The 20,011-nt window shown below is 60.0% G+C and carries 18 protein-coding genes; 12 read left to right on the forward strand and 6 right to left on the reverse strand.

The features are described 5' to 3' along the window. The first annotated feature begins 67 nt into the window (after positions 1–67). The 5 genes from pyk (at position 68) to HALTADL_RS14775 (ending at position 4,810) form a co-directional block, all read left to right on the forward strand. Positions 68–1,822 carry a pyruvate kinase gene (gene pyk / locus HALTADL_RS14755; RefSeq protein WP_089670880.1) on the forward strand — a complete coding sequence of 585 codons (1,755 nt, stop codon included), beginning with the start codon at positions 68–70 and terminating at the stop codon, positions 1,820–1,822. 30 nt (positions 1,823–1,852) lie between these two features. Then, on the forward strand, positions 1,853–2,068 hold the full coding sequence (locus HALTADL_RS14760) for a DUF7312 domain-containing protein (protein WP_089670879.1): 216 nt from the start codon (positions 1,853–1,855) through the stop codon (positions 2,066–2,068). A gap of 49 nt (positions 2,069–2,117) precedes the next feature. Further along, entirely contained in the window at positions 2,118–2,771 is a 654-nt protein-coding gene (locus tag HALTADL_RS14765) for an NfeD family protein (RefSeq protein ID WP_089670878.1), read from the forward strand. 101 nt (positions 2,772–2,872) lie between these two features. Next, positions 2,873–4,051 carry an SPFH domain-containing protein gene (locus tag HALTADL_RS14770; RefSeq protein WP_089670877.1) on the forward strand — a complete coding sequence of 393 codons (1,179 nt, stop codon included), beginning with the start codon at positions 2,873–2,875 and terminating at the stop codon, positions 4,049–4,051. Between the two features lie 138 nt (positions 4,052–4,189). Next, positions 4,190–4,810, forward strand: coding sequence for a winged helix-turn-helix transcriptional regulator (locus HALTADL_RS14775; protein WP_089670876.1), 621 nt, complete (start codon positions 4,190–4,192; stop codon positions 4,808–4,810). Positions 4,811–4,823: 13 nt separating this feature from the next. On the opposite strand, the gene gyrA is transcribed toward HALTADL_RS14775, so the two are convergent. After that, positions 4,824–7,343 carry a DNA gyrase subunit A gene (gyrA, locus tag HALTADL_RS14780; RefSeq protein WP_089670875.1) on the reverse strand — a complete coding sequence of 840 codons (2,520 nt, stop codon included), beginning with the start codon at positions 7,341–7,343 and terminating at the stop codon, positions 4,824–4,826. 10 nt (positions 7,344–7,353) lie between these two features. Beyond that, positions 7,354–9,270 (reverse strand): DNA topoisomerase (ATP-hydrolyzing) subunit B, encoded by a 1,917-nt coding sequence (gene gyrB / locus HALTADL_RS14785; RefSeq protein ID WP_089670874.1) that lies wholly within the window; start codon positions 9,268–9,270, stop codon positions 7,354–7,356. Between the two features lie 204 nt (positions 9,271–9,474). Here gyrB and HALTADL_RS14790 point away from each other — a divergent pair, with 204 nt between their 5' ends. Then, positions 9,475–11,904: a DNA topoisomerase VI subunit B gene (locus HALTADL_RS14790; RefSeq protein ID WP_089670873.1), complete on the forward strand. Its 2,430-nt coding sequence runs from the start codon at positions 9,475–9,477 to the stop codon at positions 11,902–11,904. Positions 11,905–11,920: 16 nt separating this feature from the next. Next, a complete protein-coding gene (locus HALTADL_RS14795; RefSeq protein ID WP_089670872.1) occupies positions 11,921–13,015 on the forward strand; it encodes a DNA topoisomerase IV subunit A in 1,095 nt (364 codons plus the stop codon). 6 nt (positions 13,016–13,021) lie between these two features. On the opposite strand, the gene HALTADL_RS14800 is transcribed toward HALTADL_RS14795, so the two are convergent. From HALTADL_RS14800 to HALTADL_RS14820, 4 genes are all read right to left on the reverse strand, one after another. Beyond that, the gene (locus tag HALTADL_RS14800; RefSeq protein ID WP_089670871.1) at positions 13,022–13,306 is read right to left on the reverse strand and encodes a HalOD1 output domain-containing protein; all 285 of its coding nucleotides are present in this window, start codon (positions 13,304–13,306) and stop codon (positions 13,022–13,024) included. A 768-nt stretch (positions 13,307–14,074) separates the two neighbouring features. Next, a complete protein-coding gene (locus HALTADL_RS17885; RefSeq protein WP_245708348.1) occupies positions 14,075–14,716 on the reverse strand; it encodes a DUF6159 family protein in 642 nt (213 codons plus the stop codon). Between the two features lie 294 nt (positions 14,717–15,010). Continuing rightward, entirely contained in the window at positions 15,011–15,274 is a 264-nt protein-coding gene (locus HALTADL_RS14815) for a hypothetical protein (protein ID WP_089670868.1), read from the reverse strand. Between the two features lie 51 nt (positions 15,275–15,325). Beyond that, entirely contained in the window at positions 15,326–16,294 is a 969-nt protein-coding gene (locus HALTADL_RS14820; RefSeq protein WP_089670867.1) for an FKBP-type peptidyl-prolyl cis-trans isomerase, read from the reverse strand. Between the two features lie 90 nt (positions 16,295–16,384). Between HALTADL_RS14820 and cyaB the strand changes: the two genes are divergently transcribed. The 5 genes from cyaB to HALTADL_RS14845 all read left to right on the forward strand — a co-directional run bounded on the left by cyaB (position 16,385) and on the right by HALTADL_RS14845 (position 19,996). Further along, positions 16,385–16,930: a class IV adenylate cyclase gene (cyaB, locus tag HALTADL_RS14825; RefSeq protein ID WP_089670866.1), complete on the forward strand. Its 546-nt coding sequence runs from the start codon at positions 16,385–16,387 to the stop codon at positions 16,928–16,930. A 75-nt stretch (positions 16,931–17,005) separates the two neighbouring features. After that, complete coding sequence (locus tag HALTADL_RS14830; protein ID WP_089670865.1) at positions 17,006–18,208, forward strand: methionine adenosyltransferase; 1,203 nt, start codon at positions 17,006–17,008, stop codon at positions 18,206–18,208. A gap of 69 nt (positions 18,209–18,277) precedes the next feature. Beyond that, positions 18,278–18,529, forward strand: coding sequence for a hypothetical protein (locus HALTADL_RS14835; RefSeq protein WP_089670864.1), 252 nt, complete (start codon positions 18,278–18,280; stop codon positions 18,527–18,529). A gap of 72 nt (positions 18,530–18,601) precedes the next feature. Beyond that, positions 18,602–19,411: a sensor histidine kinase gene (locus tag HALTADL_RS14840; RefSeq protein WP_089670863.1), complete on the forward strand. Its 810-nt coding sequence runs from the start codon at positions 18,602–18,604 to the stop codon at positions 19,409–19,411. Positions 19,412–19,543: 132 nt separating this feature from the next. Next, on the forward strand, positions 19,544–19,996 hold the full coding sequence (locus tag HALTADL_RS14845; protein WP_089670862.1) for a DUF5804 family protein: 453 nt from the start codon (positions 19,544–19,546) through the stop codon (positions 19,994–19,996). The last annotated feature ends 15 nt before the right edge of the window (positions 19,997–20,011 follow it).

Below are 20,011 nucleotides of genomic sequence, written 5' to 3' on the forward strand. Positions count from 1 at the left end.
CACAGAAAATAATTGGTTACCAGTCGTATCGGGGGGCTTTTTTAACTCCTCTTGCCTAACTCCGCACATGAGAAACGCGAAAATCGTCTGTACGCTCGGCCCCGCATCGGATGACGCCGAAACCATCCGGTCGCTTGCCGACGCCGGGATGTCCGTTGCTCGTCTCAATGCTAGCCACGGTTCGACAGATCACCGTCGCACGGTCATCGACCGGGTACGGGACGTCGACGACGAACTGACAGAGCCACTGGCGGTCATGGTCGACCTCAAAGGCCCCGAGGTCCGAACCGCAGAGATCGACGAGCCGGTCATGCTCGAAACCGGCTCCGAAGTCGTCTTCGCCAAGGGCGACACCTCGACACCCGAGTTCGTCGGGCTCACCGTTTCGATCACCGAATGCGAACCCGGCGACACGATCCTCCTCGACGACGGCCGGATCGAGGCCCACGTCCGACGCGTCGACGGCGAGGAGGTCGTCGCCGAGATCATCTCCGGCGGCAAACTCCAGAGCCGTAAAGGCGTCAACATCCCCGGCGTCGACCTCGATATCGAACTCATCACCGAGGGCGACGAACGGGAACTCGAACTCGCCGCCGACAAGCAGGCCGATTTCGTCGCGGCCTCGTTCGTCCGCGACGGCGAGGACGTCTACAAAATCATCGACAAACTCGAAGAGTTCGGTGATGCGGATATCCCCGTGATTGCGAAAATCGAGCGTGCCGGTGCCGTCGAGAACCTCGATTCGATCATCAGCGCCGCCGACGGCGTGATGGTCGCCCGCGGCGATCTGGGTGTCGAGTGTCCGCTCGAAGACGTCCCAGTCGTCCAGAAACGCATTATCAAGAAGTGTGTCGACGCCGGTGTCCCGGTTATCACCGCCACCGAGATGCTGGAATCGATGATCCATTCGCGTCGACCAACGCGCGCGGAGGCCTCCGACGTGGCCAACGCCGTCCTCGACGGCACCGACGCAGTGATGCTCTCCGGCGAGACTGCCATCGGCGACCACCCTGTACGGGTTGTCGAAACGATGGCCGACATCGTCAACGGCGTCGAGGAAACCGACGAGTACGCCGAGAGCGTCGAACAGCGCGTCCCGAGTGCCAAAGACCAGTCACGAACCGAAGCACTGGCTCGCTCGGCCCGCTATCTCGCCCGTGATATCGGTGCATCGGCAGTCGTCGCCGCCAGCGAATCGGGGTATACGGCCCGCAAGACAGCCAAATTCCGACCACAGGTCCCAATCGTCGCCACGACACCCAACGAGCGGGTTCGTCGACAGCTCGGACTCGTCTGGGGTGTCATTCCACGATCCCTCGAGTATCAAGAGAGTGTCGAGCATATCCTCGAAGGCAGCGTGCAGGCCGCCCTCGACGCCAATGCGGCCGAAAGTGGGGATACAGTGGTGGCCATCTCGGGGCTCGTTTCGAACATCGATCAGGCCCAGACGACCAATATGCTGAAGGTCCACGTCGCCGCCGAGCAGATCGCCAGCGGCAAACAGATCGTCGGCGGTCGCGTCGCTGGCCCACTCGTCCGACTGACAGATGGCGACCTCTCGGACGTTCCCGAGGGTGCGATCCTCTCGCTGTCGACGGCGTTCGACGGCGAGTTCACAGGTGATATCGAGAAGATCGGCGGCATCGTCGACGCCCGCGAAGGGATGACCGGCTACCCGGCTGTGATCGCCCGCGAACTCGGGATTCCGATGCTCAGCGGTGCGATCGTCCCCGACCGGATCGCCGAGGGACAGACACTCAGCATCGACGCCGAACGCGGTGTCGTCTTCGAGGGGAACGTCCTCCGAACCCCCAGACGCTAAGCCTATCCGTTCGGCGACCCTGTTGCGGGTATGAGTCAGGGTCCGACAGCAGAACCCGAGTCCGAACCTGCAGCCGAATCCGAGGACGGCGAGTGGCGCTTTAGCGTCGACGATGTTGGCCCTGAGGCCGACCCCGAACCACCGGAGCCCGAACCGGTAGAACCCGAATCGATCTCGCTGGAACACGCCGTTTTCGTCGGTCTCGGAATCATGTTGACCGTTGGGATCATCCTCACGGGGCTGTAGCCAGTGGTCGACACTGTAACATTAAACACGTCGAACACATAGGGTAGCTATGGCACTCCTGCTCCAGTTGGAGATTGTGGGCCCGGAGACGTTGCCGCTACTGCTGATTACGGCTGGGCTCCTGATCTCGTTGGCCGAAGCACTCGCTCCCGGTGCGAACTTCATCGTCGTTGGGATCGGTCTACTCGGAGCTGGACTCACTGGGCTCCTATTGAGCCCGTTTTTCGCGGCTGGTCCCTTCCTGCTTGGTATTCTTACCCTACTGTTCGGCTCTATCGCGTTCTACCTCTACCACGAGTTCGATTTCTACGGCGGGAAGGGCCAACAACAGACCAGCGACTCCGCCGCACTCCAAGGCAAGACCGGCCGGGTCACCGAGCGTGTCACCCCCACAGGTGGGCAGGTCAAACTCCAAGGTGGCGGGTTCAACCCCTATTACTCGGCCCGCTCGATGGACAACGAAATCCCGGAAGGCACCGACGTAATGGTCATCGACCCCGGCGGTGGCAACGTCGTCACCGTCGAGGCGCTGTCGATTATCGAAGACGACATCGACCGCCAACTCGCGGCTGGGCGCGACGATTCGGACACCCCTGTAGAGCCACCCGAACAGGACGAAACGGCCGCCACCGAGTATCTCGAAAAACGAATCGGCGATGAGGGTGTCGACGAGTCGGAACGCGACCCAGAGTACGAACAGTAACTGAGGCCGAACCCGGTCGACGATCCGTTTATTTCTCCCAAGATCTGTCGGTAGTACGTAATGAAGCCAACGCTTATGAGCCTGTCAGTCCAAGAACCAACATGGACTCACTCGTACTCCAACTGGGGGCACTGACGGTCAGTGCGGTCGGGTTGCTGTTCCTGTTTTTTATCATCATCGTCATCTGGCAGACCGTCGAAATCGTCGACGCATACGAGAAGAAGGCCCTCACCGTCTTTGGTGAGTACCGGAAACTGCTCGAACCGGGGTTCAACATCATCCCGCCGTTCGTCTCCCGGACCTACGCCTTCGATATGCGGACCCAGACACTCGACGTCCCACGCCAAGAAGCGATCACCCGGGACAACTCGCCGGTAACCGCCGACGCGGTCGTCTACATCAAGGTCATGGATGCCAAGAAGGCGTTTTTGGAGGTCGACGACTACAAGAAGGCCGTCTCTAACCTCGCCCAGACCACGCTCCGGGCCGTGCTCGGCGACATGGAACTCGACGACACGCTCAACAAACGCCAAGAAATCAACGCAAAAATCAGAACCGAACTGGACGAACCCACCGACGAGTGGGGGATTCGCGTCGAGAGCGTCGAGGTCCGTGAGGTCAACCCATCGAAGGAGGTCCAGCAGGCCATGGAGCAGCAGACCTCCGCCGAGCGTCGACGCCGAGCGATGATCCTCGAAGCACAGGGTGAACGCCGCTCCGCCGTCGAGACCGCAGAGGGTGACAAACAGAGCGACATCATCCGCGCCCAAGGTGAAAAACAGAGCCAGATCCTCGAAGCACAGGGTGATGCGATTTCGACCGTCCTGCGAGCCAAATCCGCCGAGGCGATGGGCGAACGCGCAATCATCGAACGCGGCATGGAGAGCCTCGAACGCATCGGGCAGGGCGAGTCCTCAACGTTCATCCTGCCGCAGGAACTCACCTCGCTGGTGGGTCGCTACGGCAAACAGCTCACCGGCAGCGATATTCAGGAGTCCGAAGGCCTCGAAGGCAAGGAGTTCGACGCCGAAACCCGGAAGATGCTCGGGCTCGACGACATCGACGAGATCCTCGGTGAGATCGATCAGGCCGCTGAGATGGATATCGAACAGCTCGAACAGGAGGCCGAACAGGTCAAGACCGGCGATACGAGTATCAAAAGTCCCAATGAAGTGATCGACGAAGCCGACGAGGAACTTGAGGAGGAGGCACTCACTGAATCCGAGACCTCACCCGACGGCGGTGCCTCGTTCGAACGCGAGACCGAAACTGAACAGTAACTGGATCGTCAGCGATCGTGTCCGGCAACAATCCAGTTCAAAATGAACGTAATTGGGCTAGTAAACGGTGCCTACCATCCGTTTACAACGAATTAGGGTCGAAGTACTTTTATTACTGATACCCCCAACGAACGATAGATGACCGATCCAGTCGACGAACGGAAACGAACGACGCTCCGGCGATTTGCCGCCCTCGGAGCCTCGGCCCCGTTCGTCGGCATTGCCAGTGGAGACGACCCAGATGAGGAGGAGTCCAGAAGCGAGGTACCGAATGCGATCCGTGGCTATCTGTCGACAACGCCCGGGGCGCACTTTTCGAAGCTCCGCGACGACCTCCAGCTCGGCACTGGTGAGACACAGCACCACCTTCGGGCGCTCATCGAAGCCGAGGCAATCGACTCCCGACGCGATGGCGAGTACCGTCGGTTCTTCCCGGCCGGGCGGTTTTCGAACTTCGAGCAGGTCACGTTGGGCTATCTCCGCCGCGAAACGCCACGCGGCATGCTGATCGAACTGCTCGAATCACCCGCCGAAACCGGGAGCGAGCTGGCCGACCGGCTGTCGGTATCGCGGGCGACAGTGAGTAATTATGCTGGAGAGTTAGAGGAGATCGGACTGCTCGACCGGTCGGATCGCTACGTCGTCGAGCGGCCGGAAACAGTGTTGACCCTCCTAGTTCGGTATGCGGATTCGTTCGGCCCGGATGCAGTGGCGTTCGCATCCAGCGCCGACGAACTCATTCGAGTCGACCGTTCGTAGCTCGGTGCCGCGACTATTCTAACTCTGTCTCGGGTGACTCCGAGAGGTCGACGTCGGCTTCGGAGGCGTCGGTCACCATCTCGCGTGGGATCACGTCGAGACAGGCGACCTGATCGCCGCTTTCGAGCTCCATCACGATGACGCCCATCGTGTTGCGGCCGACAATCGAGATCCCTTCGACGGGGGTCCGCATGATCTGGCCGGTCTGGCTCATGACGACTAGATGGTCGCCCGGCCCGACGGTCTCCATCGCACAAACCTGCCCGTTTCGGTCGTTCGTTTTGATGTCGATCAGCCCCTTGCCGTTTCGGGATTGGACGCGGTACTCCTCGATGTCAGAGCGCTTGCCGTAGCCGTTTTCAGTGACAGTGAGTACCCAGCTATGACGTTCGGTGTCGACACCAGCGACACCGGCAACTGTATCCTTGCCTTGTAGGTCGACGCCCCGAACCCCGCGGGCACTCCGGCCCATCGCTCGCACGTCATCCTCGTCGAACCGGATCGACATCCCGTCGGCGGTGGCGACGACCAGCGTACGGTCGCCGTCGGTGACCTCGACGTCGACCAGTTGGTCGCCGTCTTCGAGTCGGACCGCGCGGATTCCGGTCGAGTTGATGTTCTGGAACTCGTCGACGGAGGTGCGCTTGATGTAGCCGTCACGCGTTACCATCGTCAGGTATCGTGTGCCGTCGATCTCGTCGGATGCGATGTCGTCCATGTTGACGACCGCGGTTAGCTCCTCGCCGCTGTCGAGATCCAGCAAGTTGACTGCCGACTTGCCGCGGGCAGTACGGCTCATCTCGGGGATCTGGAACCCGCGCAAGGTGTAGATCTGGCCCTGATTACTGAAACAGAGCAGGTAGTCGTGGCTGTTGGCCACGAACACAGACGACACCGAATCGCCCTCCTTGAGATCCGTGCCGATGATCCCCTTGCCGCCGCGGTTTTGGGCCGAAAAGGTCGACAGCGGCATCCGCTTGATGTAGTCCTCGTTGGACATGACGACGACCGAATCCTCCTCGGGGATGAGGTCCTCGTGGGCGACGGTGCCGGTGTCTTCGATGATCGAGGTCCGGCGGTCGTCGTCGTACTCGTCCATTATGTCGAGGAGTTCCTCTTCGATAACGCCCAGTAGCTCCGACTCGTTGGTGAGGATCTCTTCGAGTCGCTCGATTCTCGCCTGGACCTCCTCGTACTCGTCTTCGATCTCTTGGGCTTCCATCGAGGTCAGCGAGCCAAGTTGCATCGCCACGATGTGGTCGACTTGGGACTCCGAGAAGTCGAACTGCTCGCGGAGGGCGGCTTTGGCCCCATCGCGGTCCTCGGCGTCTTGGATCGTCTCGATGACGTCGTCGACGTTGTTGAGCGCGGTCAGTCGGCCCTTCAGAATGTGGGCGCGATCTTCGGCCTCGTCAAGCTCGAACTCCGAGCGCCGCCGGACGACATCGCGGCGGTGTTCGAGATAGTGGTGGATCGTCTCACGGAGTGTGAGCACCTGTGGCGACCCGTCGACCAACGCGAGATTGATCACGCCAAATGTTCGTTCGAGGTGACTTTCGAGCAGTTGGTTTTTGACGACGTCGACCATCGCATCCCGCTTGAGTTCGATGACGACACGCATTCCATCGCGGTCGGACTCGTCGCGGAGATCGCGGATGCCCTCTAACTTGCCCTCGTTGACATCGTCGGCGATGCGTTCGACGAGCCGTGATTTGTTCTCTTGGAACGGGAGTTCGTTGATCACGATCCGGCCTTCTTCCTCGTAGGTTTCGAACTCGGCGCGGATCCGAACGCGGCCGCGGCCCGTCTTGTAGGCGCTGTGAATCCCCGCTCGACCGACGATGTTTGCACCCGTCGGGAAATCCGGTCCCTTGACGTGGTCCATCAGATCCTCGACCGTGCAGTCTGGGTTATTGATCAGGTGGACCGTTGCGTCGATCACCTCGCCGAGATTGTGGGGCGGGATGTTGGTCGACATCCCGACGGCGATCCCCGACGAGCCATTGACCAGCAAGTTGGGGAACGCCGACGGGAGGACATCCGGCTCTTCGAGGCGGTCGTCGTAGTTCGCTTTGAAGTCGACCGTGTCGGCGTCGATGTCTTCGAGCAGTTCCTCGGCAATCGGGGCCATCCGGGCCTCCGTGTAGCGCATCGCGGCCGGTGGATCGCCGTCGACCGAACCGAAGTTACCTTGGCCGTCGACGAGCGGGTAGCGCATCGAGAAGTCTTGGGCCATCCGCGCGAGGGTATCATAAATCGCGCTGTCACCGTGAGGGTGGTAGTCACCCATCGTCTCACCGACGATGGAGGAACTCTTCCGGTGAGCCGATCCCGAGGAAACGCCTGCCTCGTGCATGGCGTACAGAATCCGACGGTGGACCGGTTTGAGGCCATCACGGACGTCGGGTAGTGCGCGTCCGGCGATGACAGACATGGCGTAGTCGATATACGACTGCTCCATCTCGTCTTCGATCCGGGCGGTTTCGATTCTGGCGGCTTCTACGTCTGGTTCGTCGGGTAAATCTGCGCTCATATATACTCCGTTAGATGTCGACCCATTCGGCTTCGGTCGCGTGTTCTTTGATAAACTGTTTCCGCGGTTCAACCGCATCGCCCATCAGCACCGAAAACATTCGGTCGGCCGCGGCGGCATCCTCGATGGTAATCCGCTTGAGAATTCGGTTCTCGGGATCCATCGTTGTCTCCCACAACTGGTCAGGATTCATCTCGCCGAGTCCCTTGAACCGCTGGACCTGCGTGGGGTTGCCATTGCATTTCTCCTCGATGATCCGGTCGCGGTCTTCCTCAGTCATCGCATCGTAGGTGTTTCCGCGGTACCGCACTCGGTAGAGGGGTGGTTGGGCCGCATAGACGTAGCCCGCCTCAAGCAGGGGCTTCATGTGGCGGTACAAGAGGGTCAATAGGAGTGTTCTGATGTGAGCGCCGTCGACGTCGGCGTCGGTCATAATGATGATCTTCTGATACCGAGCCTCGTCGATGTCGAACTCCTCGCCGATACCGGCCCCAATCGCGGTGATCAGCGCACGAATCTCGGTGTTTTCGAGGATTCGATCAAGCCGGTGTTTCTCGACGTTGAGGATCTTCCCCTTCAATGGCAAAATTGCCTGATTGTGTCGGTCTCGGCCCTGTTTGGCCGAGCCACCTGCCGAATCACCCTCGACGACGAACAGTTCGCTGTCGGCCGGGTCACGGGTCTGGCAGTCGGCGAGTTTGCCCGGGAGTGCGGTCGACTCCAGGGCACTCTTGCGCCGCGTCAACTCCTCGGCCTTTTTCGCTGCCTTGCGTGCGCGGGCGGCCTCGGCGGCCTTGCTGACGACCGCTTTTCCGGTGTCGGGGTTCTCTTCGAGATAGGTTCGGAGGTGCTGGTGGGTCGCGCTTTCGACGATCCCCCGAACTTCGCTGTTGCCGAGTTTGGTCTTGGTTTGGCCCTCGAACTGCGGGTCAGGATGTTTGACCGAAATAACCGCGGTTAGGCCCTCCCTAACGTCCTCGCCCTTGAGGTTCTCGTCGAGATCGTTGGTGAGTCCGTGTTCGTTAGCATAATCGTTGATGACGCGGGTGAGTGCGGTTTTGAACCCGGTGAGATGGGTGCCACCCTCGCGCGTATTGATGTTGTTGGCGAAGGCGTGGACCGACCCCTGTAGCTCTTCGGTCGCCTGAATAGCGATTTCGACCTGAATATTTTGGTCTTCGTCCTCGAAGTAGATGACTTCCTGGTGGATCGGGGTTCGAGTTTCGTTAAGATACCGGACGAACTCCTTGATACCGCCCTCGTAGCGGAACTGTTCGCTTTCGTCGGAGCGTTCATCGGTCAGATTGATTGCGACCCCGGAGTTGAGGAAGGCCAGCTCCCGAAGCCGGTTGGCTAGCGTCGAGTAGGTGAAATCAGTCGTCTCGAAGATGTCGTCGTCAGGCCAAAATCGGATCGTCGTGCCGGTTTCTTCGCCCTCGTCCATCGGTCGAACCTTCTCGAAGGCGTCGACCTCGGGTTCGCCGTGATCAAAGCGGTGCTGCCACACATGGCCATCGCGTTTGACCTCGACTTCCAGCCATTTCGACAGCGCGTTGACGACCGAAACGCCAACACCGTGGAGGCCGCCCGAAACTTGGTAGGATTTGTTGTCGAACTTCCCGCCGGCGTGGAGGACGGTCATGATGACTTCGAGGGCGGGGCGGTCGTACTGCTCGTGGACGTCGACCGGGATCCCCCGGCCGTCGTCGGAGACCGACACCGAGTCGTCGTCGTGAATCGTCACGTCGATGTGGTCACAGTAGCCGGCCAGCGCCTCGTCAATCGAGTTGTCGACGACCTCGTAGACGAGATGGTGGAGCCCGCGACCGTCCGTCGAGCCGATATACATCGCCGGACGCTTCCGGACGGCCTGGAGGCCTTCGAGAACCTGAATCTGTCCGGCCCCGTATTCGTTTTCGCCTGACATAGAACTAGTTTCGTCTAGTTGTTCCCCCGGCATAAAGCCCTCGCACGCGCGGGCGAAACAACTGTGAATTGGTTTGTATGGTGTGTGAGGTTCTTACATGGTGTCTGACGGGAGCTACTCCACACTGCCACTCCGGTGTCGGCGGGTTTCGTGTTGCCATGCCGAACAGGTTTTAATGGCTCCACGGAAACCATGGTGTATAGAATGACGTCATTCCAGGCAGAACTCGGTGCCGACGAGGGGATCGCCGAAGAGCTGGCCAAAGGCCAGCGAGAGATCTCTATCGCCGAGTTCTTCGAGAAGAACAAGCACATGCTCGGCTTCGACTCGGGGGCTCGCGGGCTTGTCACCGCGGTCAAAGAGGCCGTCGACAATGCCCTCGATGCCACCGAGGAGGCGGGGTTTCGACCCGACATCTACGTCGAAATCACCGAAGTCGGTGACTACTACAAACTCATCATCGAAGACAACGGGCCGGGCATCACGAAAGAACAGCTTCCCAAAGTGTTCGGAAAACTCCTCTACGGCTCTCGGTTTCACGCCCGCGAACAGTCCCGCGGCCAGCAGGGAATCGGGATCTCCGCGGCGGTGCTCTACTCCCAACTCACGAGCGGAAAGCCAGCCAAGATCACGAGCCGAACCCAAGAGGCCGGTCAAGCCGAATACTTCGAGCTGATCATCGATACCGATACGAACGAGCCGGAGATCAGGGAATCAAAAACGACGACATGGGACCGAACCCACGGCACGCGGATCGAACTAGAGATGGAGGCCAATATGCGGGCCCGCCAGCAGCTTCATACCTACATCAAAAATACCGCGGTCGTCAACCCCCACGCGCGGATCGAACTTCGGGAGCCGGGGCTTGATGAACCCCTGAAATTCGAGCGCGGAACCGATAAGCTCCCGGCCGAAACCAGCGAGATTCGACCCCACCCTCACGGGGTCGAACTCGGGACGCTCCTGAAAATGCTTGCAGCGACCGAATCCTACTCGATTTCGGGCTTTCTGCAGGAGGAGTTCACCCGCGTCGGGAAGAAAACCGCCAGCAAAGTGCTCGATGCGTTCCGAGATCGCCACTACGGCCGGGAGGTCTCGTGGCCAACACCCACCCTTAACGTCGACATCACTGCCGCGATCACCGAGGCCGTCTCAAACAAGGGTGCAGACGCCACCGAATCGTTCGCTGGCGAGATCCAGTCAGTCCTCCAGAGCCGCGAGCGAACCGCCCACTTCGAGTTGGTTGAGATCGTCGACAACGTCGCCGAGAGCGTCGAAGACGAGACGGGTCGCACCTTTGGGTCGACGGTCAGAGGGAAGGCCGTCGACGCCGTCTGGGCCGAACTGACCGCCTTCGAGACCGATGCGGATGAAGACGGAGACGGTCGAGACCACCTCACGCCAGCGATCTACACGCTGATCGACGAGGCGACAAGCACCCGGAAGGACGATGCGACGATTCAGGCGCTCGCCGAGCGAATTGCGCGTCGACTCGCAAATAGCGATGGCGATCAGTTCCGATTTACACACGACGAACTCACGCGCCTCGTCGAGGAAGCTGCTGACGCGACCGTCGAGTACGACGACGTGACCGTCGGCGACACTGCCCGCGAGAACATTCTGGACTCCCTCTGGGAGATCTCCCGAACCGTCCCCGACGACGCCCCGAAAATTCGAGAGATCGCCGACAGCCGCGACACGTCCAGCGAACTGCTGGAGGCGATGCGGGAGACCAACATTCTCGCACCGCCAACTGACTGCCTGTCGCCGATCACGGCCGAGCTTGTCGAAGCTGGGCTGAAAAAGGAGTACGATGCCGACTTCTATGCCGCCGCGACGCGCGACGCGGACGTCCACGGCGGCGACCCCTTCATCGTCGAGGCCGGGATCGCCTACGGCGGCGAACTCAAAGCCGAAGGCGGCGTCGACCTCCTCCGATTTGCCAACCGTGTTCCGCTGGTCTACCAGCAGGGCGCGTGTGCGATCACCGACGTAGTCAAGGGAATCGGCTGGCGGAACTACAATCTCGACCAACCCGGCGGCAGCGGGATGCCGAACGGCCCGGCAGTGCTCATGGTCCACGTCGCCTCGACCAACGTGCCGTTCACCAGCGAGTCGAAGGACGCGCTGGCCAACATTCCAGCCATCGAAGACGAAATCGAGTTGGCGATTCGAGAGGCCGCCCGCGAACTCAAATCCTATCTGAACAAGCGGCAGTCGCTTCAAAAACGACAGGAGAAACAGGACGTCCTCAGTCGGATTCTGCCGGAGATGGCCGACAAAGTCGCCGAGGTGACGGGGCGACCACGACCCAACATCGAGGGCGCGATGGGCAAAATCATGAACAATCTCTGTATCGACCGCGAAATCAAGGACGGAACGGTGACGCTAACGGTCGAAAACTTCTCCGACCGGAGCGAAAGCCCCGAGATCACCGAGATCGTGACCGTCGAGCCACAGGATCTCAACGGCGACGGGAGTGTGGTCGACCTCGACGGCGAATGGTACGTCCAGTGGTCGCCATCGGTGTCGGCCGGTGAGGAGGCCGAACTGAAATACACAATCGATGAGACGGCCGATTTCGACATCACTGTCGAGGGGATCGAAGACGAGAAACTGACGCTGAACGCCTAACTTGAGGTGTATATAAATGAGTAAACGAACCAACGAAGCCCGAGCCAGAGAACAGCTCATCGACCTTGCCGAGGAGTTCTACGACCAGTTCGCCGGCGGCCAGATCCCAGAGATGACGCTGCCGACGCGAACCAAGAGCAACATCGAGTACGACCCCGACTCCGGGGTTTGGGTGTATGGAGATCGGACGTCGACGCGGTCGGCGAACTCGGTGCGTGGCGCTCGAAAGCTGCTGAAGGCGGTGTACACCATCGAGTTCCTCGACCAGCAGTTGGCAGAGGATCGCTCGTCGACGCTGCGAGAACTCTACTACCTCTCCGAATCGTGGGACAACAATGAGGCCCACTTCTCGGATCAAGACGAGTCGAACCAGATGATCGAGGATTTGGAGATCGTCTCGGATGTGACCCGCGAGGACTTCCACATGCGGCCCGAGGAGTCCGGCGCGACCCTGATGGGGCCGCTTGAGATCCGCGAGCAAACGCGCAGAGGAGAACGGGAGATCCACTGCCAGCAAGACGTTGGCGAGGGAGGCTACCAGATCCCGAACAACCCCGACACCATCGAGTTCCTCGACAACGACATCGATTTCGTCCTCTGTGTGGAGACCGGTGGGATGCGCGACCGGCTCATCGAGAATGGGTTTGACGACGACTACAACTGTCTGGTCGTCCACCTCAAAGGTCAGCCTGCCCGCGCTACCCGGCGGATCATCAAACGACTCCACGACGAACTCGATCTTCCAGTGACGGTGTTCTGTGACGGCGACCCGTGGTCCTACCGGATCTACGGTTCAGTTGCATATGGCTCGATCAAATCCGCCCACCTCTCGGAGTATCTTGCGACGCCGGAGGCCGACTACATCGGGATTCAGCCCCAAGATATCGTCGACTACGATCTGCCGACCGATCCGCTGGCCGATTCGGATATCAATGCGTTGGAGTCGGAACTGACCGACCCGCGCTACCAGACTGACTACTGGGAAGAACAGATCGAACTCCAACTCGAAATCGGGAAAAAGGCCGAACAGCAGGCGCTGGCGGCCCGCGGGCTGGACTTCGTTACAGACACGTATCTGCCAGAGCGACTCGACGCGATGGACGTTATTTAATCAGACTCAGTCGGCAGCACCCGGCGTCGGTGGCCGAACTTGACAGCTAGCCGCCGACTCGATGCGAACTTCGATGTCGTCAGTACCTTCGACGGTGACAGTGAGCCCATCGTAGCCGAAGGTGACAGTGGGAGTCGTCTGCTGGCTCGCAGCGGCTGTCGAAAGCGTGCGTTCGAGGGCTTCAATGTCGATAACGTCGCCGACCGGTGGGGAGAGTTCCGTTGGATCAACACCCTGCTTGTCGGCAATCTGTTGGGGGAGACGGACACTGAGTGGTGGCTCGGAGGACATACTGGATCGGCGGGAGAGTCACAGATAAATATATGTCAGACATCTGTATGTCATACTCGGCCACAGTGATAGTCAGTGGCAATCCGACCCGGAGCCGTTTGCTCTCGGACGTTGTCGACGCTACCGAGCCGTTGTGATCGGACTGGTTCGACGCACTCACCAGTCGACCGAGTCGGCGCGTAGGTCGGCTCCAGAACGGAGGGTGTCAAAGACCTCGAATCCGGGTACGATTACGACGCCGCGTAGTATGCCGGTGATCGTATTTCTGAGAGCAACTGTACAAGATTCGTGAAAAGTCCAGATACTGCGCCAAGCCCAACGCTACCGATGAATCGTGACCTCGACGACGTCGACCGGAGTGTCTTCACGACCAGCGACCGTGAGCTCAAATATCACTCAGTTAATCACAAAAAATCATACGGTAAAAATGCCTACATATTATTAGGTTATCGCCACTTATCCCGGATAGGGAGTAGTCGCTGGCACGAAGGTCCCATCTCCTCGTGCAGCGAATTCGGCCCCCCAAGTCTCCCTGTTACACAGCCCCCACTAGCGACCTGTCGTTCCGGATGGGATACGGCGTCAGGATCACAAACACGGCAGAGGCACCCTCTTCCCACCCCCATTGTCCATCTGTGTCCCCGCTGATGGCTTTGAGTCCCTCCCGGTCGTGACAACAGTTCCGTCCGATACCCTCGGTCGACGTTTTCTCACTGTCCGTTCGGCTAGGTGAATCGAGAGGCGAAAAGAGAAATCCACGTCGACAAGCTACGATCTCGCCGGTGGGTGCTCCCGACTGGTAGTCGACCTCTCGGTCCGGCCATCCAAACTCTCGAAGTCGAAATCGTCGAACTCGGGGGGAATCGTCCGCTCGGCAGCGTAGATGTAGAGGGCTGTTTTGGTGATCCCCTGGACGGTTTGGCCGACGAGATAGACGCCAACTGAGACGCCAACCGCGCCGAGAACCACAGTTGTGGTACCGACCGCAGGCACGAGCGAGAACAGTCCGACACCGACAGCGACCACGACACCCATTCCCACCAACCACAGGCCGAACTGGACGAGGCCGATGCCGAAGTTCGAACTCAGTGTCTCACCCCATGTCTCGCGGAACGTTCCGGCACTTTTCGAGAACAACTCACTCGGAGAGACGTCCTCGAAGACGATGACGGGGATAACAAAAAACGTGGTAATCGTCCAGCCGAGTGCAAAGAACCCCGCGACGAGTCGCGTGAGCATTGAATCCGAGCGTTCAAGCGACCGCAAGATTACGCCGACGACTGCTGAGATCACCGACCAGACCGCAATCTCCGTCTTCCGTTCCCACGCAGCAGCCATCCCCCACGCAGCGTCGGCTCCCGGCCGTGGAACACGTCGTCGACCGACGAGACGAGCGCGGCCGTAAAAAATGAGGCCAGAAACGTCGTCACGAAGTAGAACACGAACAACGCGAGATACTCCAGCCCGCCGCCGATGAGCGAGCCGACGAAGACGGTGAGATACAGTCCGACACCGAACGCCAGCGTCCCAACGGCACTCAACAGCGGAAACAGCATGAGATTCGGGTGGGTACGGAGGACAGACAGACTGTCACGAGTAAGCGTGAGTCCGGTTCGGAACCGCTGGACCAGTGGCATACACGATACTGCTTCTGTTGACTGATAAATATACGCTGCCGTGACTGTCTCCGCAGGTGTCGACCGGTTAGCCACCGAGTCCGGCTGCAACCAGCAGGACACCGATCCCGACCAGCGCCGTCAGTGCGATCCAGTTGCGCGGTGTGTCGACGCCCTCAGGGAGTCGTCGATGCGTGAACAGATAGACGAAATAGATCCCAAGCGGTGAGAGTCGCAGGAGAGGATTTGTGTCCACCGCGAACACGAACACAAGGAGGACGGTGACGACAATCGTCGTCGCAGCGACTCCGGTTGCAACCAGCGTATCAGTCCAAGCGTCTTCGAGATCCATTGCGTGTACTCAGCGGTGGGTGTATAAAAAACGAGTTCGGAACCGAGCGCGTTAGGCTTCGTCTTCGATCTCTTCGGCGAGTTCGTCGGCGTCGAGATCGACGTCATCGAGGTCGACGTCTTCGAGGGCCTCTTCGACTTCCTCGCCGCCAGCACCGCCGAGACCACCCATGCCGCCCATACCGCCGAACATGCCGCCGCCGCTGCCGTCGAGGATCTCTTGGACGACGATGCGGTCGACACCGATTTTGGCGATGACTTCCTGAGCGATCTGGCCCTTGGACATCATCCACTGCTGGTTCATCGTCAGCTGTGGCGTAGACTCGATGTAGAGCGTCTCTTTCTCGACGGTCTGGGTTTCGAACTCGGGCTCGGCATCCTCGTCGTCGGAGTCGACGGGGACCTCCTCTTCGACTTCGTCGGTCTCGATCCAGATCGGCGGGGCGTGCTGGAGGTACATCCCAAGCAGGCCCTCGGCCTTGCCGACTACGTCGTCGACTTCTTCGAGGATCTCGTACTCGTATTCGAGCTCTTCGCCGGCCAGCGGGTGGTTGAAGTTGACCCGTGCGCGGCCGCCGATAATGGTCTCGATGTGGCCCTGTTCGTTGTCGATCTGGACGTTCGCGCCGGGGTAGCGGTCGTCCTCGTCGATTTTCTGGGCGCTGATCGTTTTGACCTGGTCGGGGTCGTACTCGCCGAAGGCTTCCTCCGCGGAGATGACGACCGATCCCTCGTCGCCGACCTCGCCGCCGATCAGGGCCTCGTCGACGGATTCGAAGACGTGGCCTTCACCGATGATGATCGTTCGTGGCGAGAACTCGTGTTCCTCGGTATCAATTCCTGCCTCTTCGGCGACTTCGAGGATCGTTGTGTCGACGACATCGTCGTCCTCGGTGGTGCGGAGGGTGTAGTCGAGCTTGACGAAATCGCCATTCTGGAACCCTGTCTCGGTCTCCGATGCAGCGTCTGCAGACTCATCAGCGTCAGCGGCAGCGTCCGCTTCGGCCTGTTCGTCACTCATACTCCGAACAACTGGTGATGCACCCTTAAGAAGCACGGTTCGCGGCGGCCAACCCACAGAAGCTTTCGGGAGACAGTGGGACAGTGAGGTATGTACGAAGTCGAACTCAAACTCCGAGCCGACCACGAGGACCTCCGCGAGAAACTCGGGGAACTGGGAGCCGACCACGTCGACAGCCGCACCCAGAACGACACCTACTACAATGCGCCCCACCGCGACTTTGCCGAAACCGACGAGGCGCTCCGTATTCGGCACGAAACGACCGAACACAGCGAAGCGGTTGCCAAAATAACTTATAAAGGTCCGTTGGTCGAGGCGGAATCGAAAACCCGCGAGGAACACGAGACGGTTGTCGTCGACGAGGAGGCCCTGTCGGGCATTCTCTCGGGACTCGGCTTCGAGCCAGCAGCACGAGTTGAAAAAGAACGGGAGTTCTACGAACTGGATGGCTACACGATCAGCCTCGACAGCGTAAGTGGTCTCGGCGAGTACATCGAAATTGAACAGGAAGCTACAGAGGACGATATCGAAGCGGTGCGTGAGGGCGCGGTCGACTTGCTGTCGGAACTCAGTCTAGATTCCAGCGAGCAGATCCGCACCTCCTATCTTGGACTCCTGCTCGAAAACGACATGTGAAATGCGCAGCAGTTATTTTATATCGTCCAGAGGTTTCCGCAAGTTATAGAATGTCGGCCTCCGAAGGGTCCAGTAATGAGTCGGAATATTCAGGTTAGCGAACTCGACCGGCGGGCGGTCGAGGATCAGTCGGTCGAAATCGTCGAGCGAAAGGGAATCGGGCATCCGGATTCGATCAGCGACGGGCTTGCCGAAAGCGTTTCTCGGGCACTCTCACAACTCTATTTGGATCGTGTCGGCAAAGTCCTCCACTACAACACCGACGAGACTCAGCTCGTCGCCGGGCGGGCCGCGCCCACCTTCGGTGGCGGCGAGGTCATCGAGCCGATGTATATTCTCATCGTCGGCCGAGCAACCAAACAGTACGACGGCGAGGAACTGCCAGTCAACGCGACCGCGTTAGCTGCGGCCCGCGAGTATCTCAACGAGACGATTCCCGAACTCGAATACGGTACCGACGTGATCGTCGACGTCAAACTCGGCGAAGGCTCCGGCGACTTGCAGGAGGTCTTCGGTGAGGACGGCGCAACCGTTCCGATGGCCAACGATACCTCCTTCGGTGTCGGTCACGCCCCCCTCACGGAGACCGAACAGATCGTTGCTACCGCCGAACAGGAGCTCAACACGACCTATGCCGACGAGCATCCCGAACTCGGCCCGGACGTGAAGATCATGGGGAAACGCGAGGGCGATCACATCAACATCACCGTCGCAGCGGCGATGATCGACGCCTACATCGACGATATCGATGCCTACGCTGCAGCGGTCGACAACGTCGAAGCCTACGTCACCGACCTCGCCGAGGATATCACCGACCGCGAAGTGAGCGTCGACGTCAACACGGCCGACGATCTCGACGACGGCTCGATCTATCTCACCGTCACCGGCACCTCCGCCGAGCAGGGCGACGACGGCTCGGTCGGCCGCGGCAACCGCGCCAACGGTCTCATCACGCCGAACCGACCGATGAGTATGGAGGCGACCTCCGGCAAAAACCCCGTCAACCACATCGGAAAGATCTACAATCTCCTCTCGACTGAGATCGCCGAGTCGGTCGTCGACGAGGTCGACGGCATCCGCGACCTGCAGGTTCGACTCCTGAGCCAGATCGGCAACCCAATCGATCAGCCACACGTGGCTGACGCCCAAGTGGTCACCGAAGACGGTATCGCCGTCGCCGATGTCGACAGCGAGATCCACGAAATCGTCGACCGCGAGTTGGCCGACGTGACCGACATCACCCGGAAAGTCATCGAAGGCGATATTTCAACGTTTTAAATATTTCAACTGAGTAGATGGTCGGCAGAAGCAGTATTCTTTTATTTACTGGTTCGTCTTTGTAGGTAGATGCGCCGCCGACTCAGCGCGGGGACGATTGCCGGTGTTGGCATCGCGACCGCCATCTTGACGCTCGTCTTTCTCGTCAACAGCCGGGCCACAAGCGAACTGGTTTTCGTGACAGACGTGGTCGTCCCACTGCTGTTTTCGGCCCTACTGGTCGGAGCCAGCTACTGGGCGCTGTCGGATCGGTCGGCCGACGCGGCGATGGTTCGGCTCGCACTGTGGTGTCTCGTCGGCCGTAGATGTTCTCGTTGGTAACAGTGTCCCCGCCGAGTTCGGCTCGCACTGTGGTGTCTCGTCGGCGGAGCCATCGTCGGTAGTTTCGAGTTTTTGACCCTCTACTCGCAGTTCGAAGGCGGTGTCGTCCTCCAACAGGAGCTCCAGCGGCTGAATGCAGGTGTTGCCCGCGGCGCGGTGATTGGTCTCGCCTTCGGCTTCTATGACGTTGAACGCCAGCGAACTAGACGCCGCGAACAGCAACTCGAACGCCAAGTCGAGCGGCTCGAAGAGTTCGCCTCCATCGTCTCACACGACCTGCGGAGTCCGCTAACGGTCGCTCGCGGCCGAATCGAACTCCTGAAAGCAAGCCATGATCTCGACGAGGAACACGTCTCCCAGATCGAGTTCGCCCACGAGCGGATGACCGAGATCATCGAGGACTCGCTGGCCCTCGCGCGAGGCGGTCATGAAGTCACCGACCCGGAGTCGGTCGACCTCGAATCGGTCGCCAACACAGCGTGGCAAACCGTGGGCACGTCGACGGCACGGTTGGTCGTCGACGGCGATGGCACCATCGAAGCCGACGAGGACCGACTCAAACGACTGTTTGAGAATCTGTTTCGGAATAGCGTGGAACACGGCACACCAGTCGACAACACGACTGACGACGGTGCCGAGGAAAGCGAGATCACGATCACAGTCGGCCAACTGGTCGACAACAGCGGCTTTTATATCGAAGACGACGGCGTGGGCGTGCCCGAGGCTGACCGAGAGTCGATGTTCGAGGCCGGCAACACCGGCTCCGGCTCCGGTAGTGGGCTCGGGTTGGCTATCGTCCGCCGTATTGCACAGGCCCACGGCTGGGAGGTCGATCTCCGGGAGGCGGAAACCGGCGGTGCGCGCTTCGAGTTCCGAACGTGAGGCGGGTTTGTCGGAAGGTTTCGGCTCGACCGCAGACGTCGGCGGTCGACAGTCGGCAGTCGAGCGGGGAACCGTCTCCAACAGACAGTATAAACCCAAACCGCTTTACTCGGCGACCGACTCGGTTCGGCCGTGACACAGGTCTGTCTCATCGGGAGCGAGGACGTCGACCTCCGCTATGAGCTACTGTCCCGTGAGACCGCCCGCAACGCCCTGTCGACCTACGAACTCAGCCAACCGTTCGACAACGCCATCGGTCTCGAAACGGTGAGCCTCGGGGCGGCCGTCTCCCTTTTAAATGACCTCAACTGGTATCTCGTGCGGTTCACCGACTACACGATGGTTCGTGAGCCATCGATCAGCGAGACTGAATGGCTCTCCCGAGGGCTGGCGACGCAGGTCAGAGACCGCGGGGTTCGGCCGGAAGAAACCGACCGCCTCCTCCAGATCTTTGGTGTTGAGGACAATCGCTTGGTCGAACCGATGTACGTCACCAGAGTCACGGACTCGGTGCCGAGCTACGATCTGCGGGACGTCGACGAAACGGTCGTCGTCCGGGTCGCCGAAGACGAGTTCGGTGGCTGACGTGCGGTCGTTGCG

Source organism: Halohasta litchfieldiae (assembly GCF_002788215.1).
Lineage (GTDB): Archaea > Halobacteriota > Halobacteria > Halobacteriales > Haloferacaceae > Halohasta > Halohasta litchfieldiae.